Origin of the sequence: Mycetocola sp. (assembly GCF_046716805.1) — a bacterium.
Classification (GTDB): domain Bacteria; phylum Actinomycetota; class Actinomycetes; order Actinomycetales; family Microbacteriaceae; genus Mycetocola_A.
Genome location: NZ_JBKJWH010000142.1, coordinates 1 through 2703, shown reverse-complemented (window position 1 = coordinate 2703; position 2703 = coordinate 1). Strand labels below are relative to the sequence as shown.

The following is a 2703-nucleotide window of genomic DNA, read 5'->3' as shown; positions in this document are numbered from 1 at the left end:
ATGAAGTAGTTCTCTACTTCGAAATCTATAGCATCCTTCCCATCTCCGACCCTCGATTCTCATTCCTTGAGCCACGCGGCGTCCGGGTACAAGACGGCGTTACGGGACACGTACTCAAGACTGTACGGCTGCGCGGACAATACTCTCAGGGCCTCCTCAAGCCGGTCTCGGAATTTCCCGAAGGTATCCCGGAAATCGCCAAGTTCGATCCGCCCCTCCCGGCAGGTCTTGAAGGCTCCGTTGAAGGCCAGTTCCTCTACCAGTTCGCTCCTAAGACAGATGCAGAGCGAATCCAAAATCTGGGTCGAGTTCTACCGGAGATTCTGGCTCACGAGTGGATTGCAACAGAGAAGATTGACGGCACGTCTACGACAATCGTCAACGACGCTGGCACAATCCGCATTTGCTCCCGCAACTGGGAGATCAGCCGACCGTCTGCACGTTTTGACCTCGCGGATAAACTCAACCTCGCTGAAATCCTTCCAGTAGATCACACCCTACAGGGCGAGTACTTCGGTGAGAACATCCAGAACAACCCTCTGGGCATCAAGGGAACCGACTTCAAGGCCTTCAATCTCTACAAGAAGACCGAAAACGGCCCCGAAGCGATTGCGTTCTCCGAGTGGCCCGACGCATTGCGCTCTCTACAGGTCCCTGTGCTGCCTCTAACGCTCCCGCAGACCATCGATGAGATTGTGGAGCAGGCTGACGGCATCAAGTCCCAGATCAGCCCACAGCGCCTCTCAGAGGGTATTGTGTGGCAGGGTCCGAAGGGCTTCCCGTTCCTCGGTAACCGTCCGGGCTTCAAGGCAATCTCCAACAAGTACCTCACCAAGCAAAAGTGAAGTACCTCAAGCTAAACCCGCACGATCTCAGCCGTATCGATCTCAAGACCTTCACGTATCCTCGGATCACGTATTTCAAGGGATTGGATCGGGACGGCTGGGATTCTATGCGCAACGTCCTCCATGTCTGGATGCCCGTGCCTTACGGTGAGAGGTCCATCAATCTCTATTTCAAAGAATCACATGAGAACTGTGATGAGGTCACTGCGGAAGCAGACCTCTGGAATAGCGACCCAAAGAAATACTGGGCTGACGCATTGATTAGGGCTACCGATGATGAGTGTTCTAGTATCGAGGCTGAGATTGAGAGCCGCAAGAAAAATCTAAAGCGGTTAAAGAAAATGCAAAAGAAACTCGGAAAGGACTCATGACTCACGTACTAGTTGGCTCCAAAGCCATGTATCATTGGTTCGAAGATGCCCGTTCACAGAAGGACATCGACTACTTCTCGGATGAGCTTCACGGCTACACCGAAGAAGACGGCACGCGTATTGAGACGTTCTGGCACCCAGACCTCGACCGATGGAACTGGGGACCGGTAGCAAGCGCAAATGAGCTATACACTATCAAGGTTTCCCACTCATTCTGGGAACTGAAGAATGGCTCTTGGTCCAAGCACATGATGGACATCTTGTTTTTGCAGTCCAAAGGTGCTATACTGATTCCTGAACTGTACAAGATCCTGTACAAAATCTGGGAAGAAACCCACGGCAAGAAGAAGGTCAACCTTGAAGCTGATCCCGAAACGTTCTTCAATGACAAGATTGTCAAGCGTGTCTACGACCACGACTCGATCCACGAATCCGTAGCTTACTACCACCGACCTCTTTTTGAGCGAATTCTGCGTGATGACTCAGACGTGGCAGTAGATAAATCCAAGTGGGACGCAATGGACCACGAGGACAAGCTGAAGATGGTCCGCGAAGAGATCTACGCAACCGCTCTTGAGCGCAAGCTGGTCCCTTCCGACTACAAGTCCTCACCCGGCGCGGCCTACAACTGGACACTCCGCAAGACAATCACGTCACTCACCAAGGGCTGGTTCGCCCTGTTCGTTGTCGAAAACTTTAAAGACCTGACCAAGGCCGATATTGATTACGTCAAACGACACAGGGACAATGCCCACATGCTCCGACCGTACAAGTAACCTGAAAGGTACAAATAAAATGGCAGTAACCAACATTGAGCAGGAAATCCTCGACTGGTATAACGTCAATGAGACCGGCGAGATCGCTGAGACCGTTCACGAGATCTGGGACGAGTTCTACGAAAACCTCTCCAGCAAGGAATATGTGGAGCGAAACGCTGGCAAGCCGTGGGGCAGTACTCCGGTCCTCCCGTCCGGTCCCGCCTACACCGTCGAAGACTTCGGCGGCGAAGGTCAGGGCGAGACCCGCTTCGTCGTGTTCTCCGTAGGCGAGCAGTTCTTCCGCGTGGATGGCTACTACGCCTCATGGGACGGCACCACATGGGAAGATCCGGCCCCTTACGAGGTCAAGGCCGTAGAAGTAACCGTCATCGACTACCAGAAGGCATAGGGCATGGCTACAGCAGAAGAAATCAAGCAGGACATTGTTGACTACCTGAACAAGGTGCACGGAGGTAAGTACGGCTTCTATAGCGTCGGAGAATTCCCCACTGCCTTCTACCAGTTCGTGGAAGATATCGGATGGCGTAAAGCCGAACTGGAACTCAAGTCCGGTACGGCAAAGGTTGTCGAGTTCGTTGACGCTGGCGAAGGCGATTACTCTGCGGACACTCTGCTGATCTTTGAAGTCAACGGTCAGGCCTTCCGTGTCGATGGTCACTACGAGTCATGGGCCGGGAATGAGTGGGAAGCAAACGACCTCCACGAAGT

At 53.0% G+C, this 2703-nt stretch carries 5 protein-coding genes; all 5 read left to right on the top strand.

From position 1 onward, the window contains the following. The coding region (locus ACLQ62_RS11095) for an RNA ligase family protein (protein ID WP_411721696.1) at nt 1-845 on the top strand (845 nt) is incomplete at its 5' end. Further along, complete coding sequence (locus ACLQ62_RS11090; protein WP_411721695.1) at nt 842-1216, top strand: hypothetical protein; 375 nt, start codon at nt 842-844, stop codon at nt 1214-1216. The genes ACLQ62_RS11095 and ACLQ62_RS11090, both read left to right, overlap by 4 nt. After that, complete coding sequence (locus tag ACLQ62_RS11085; RefSeq protein ID WP_411721694.1) at nt 1213-1992, top strand: hypothetical protein; 780 nt, start codon at nt 1213-1215, stop codon at nt 1990-1992. Before ACLQ62_RS11090 ends, ACLQ62_RS11085 begins: the two co-directional genes overlap by 4 nt. Nucleotides 1993-2011: 19 nt before the next feature. Further along, complete coding sequence (locus ACLQ62_RS11080; RefSeq protein WP_411721693.1) at nt 2012-2383, top strand: hypothetical protein; 372 nt, start codon at nt 2012-2014, stop codon at nt 2381-2383. A gap of 3 nt (nt 2384-2386) precedes the next feature. Continuing rightward, nucleotides 2387-2703 (top strand): hypothetical protein (locus ACLQ62_RS11075; RefSeq protein ID WP_411721692.1); only part of this gene is annotated, 317 nt, incomplete at its 3' end.

Bases quoted from the DNA above. Each gene is read 5' to 3' on its own strand.
- ACLQ62_RS11085 (WP_411721694.1), top strand. From the start codon at position 1,213: ATGACTCACGTACTAGTTGGCTCCAAAGCCATGTATCATTGGTTCGAA.
- ACLQ62_RS11080 (WP_411721693.1), top strand. From the start codon at position 2,012: ATGGCAGTAACCAACATTGAGCAGGAAATCCTCGACTGGTATAACGTC.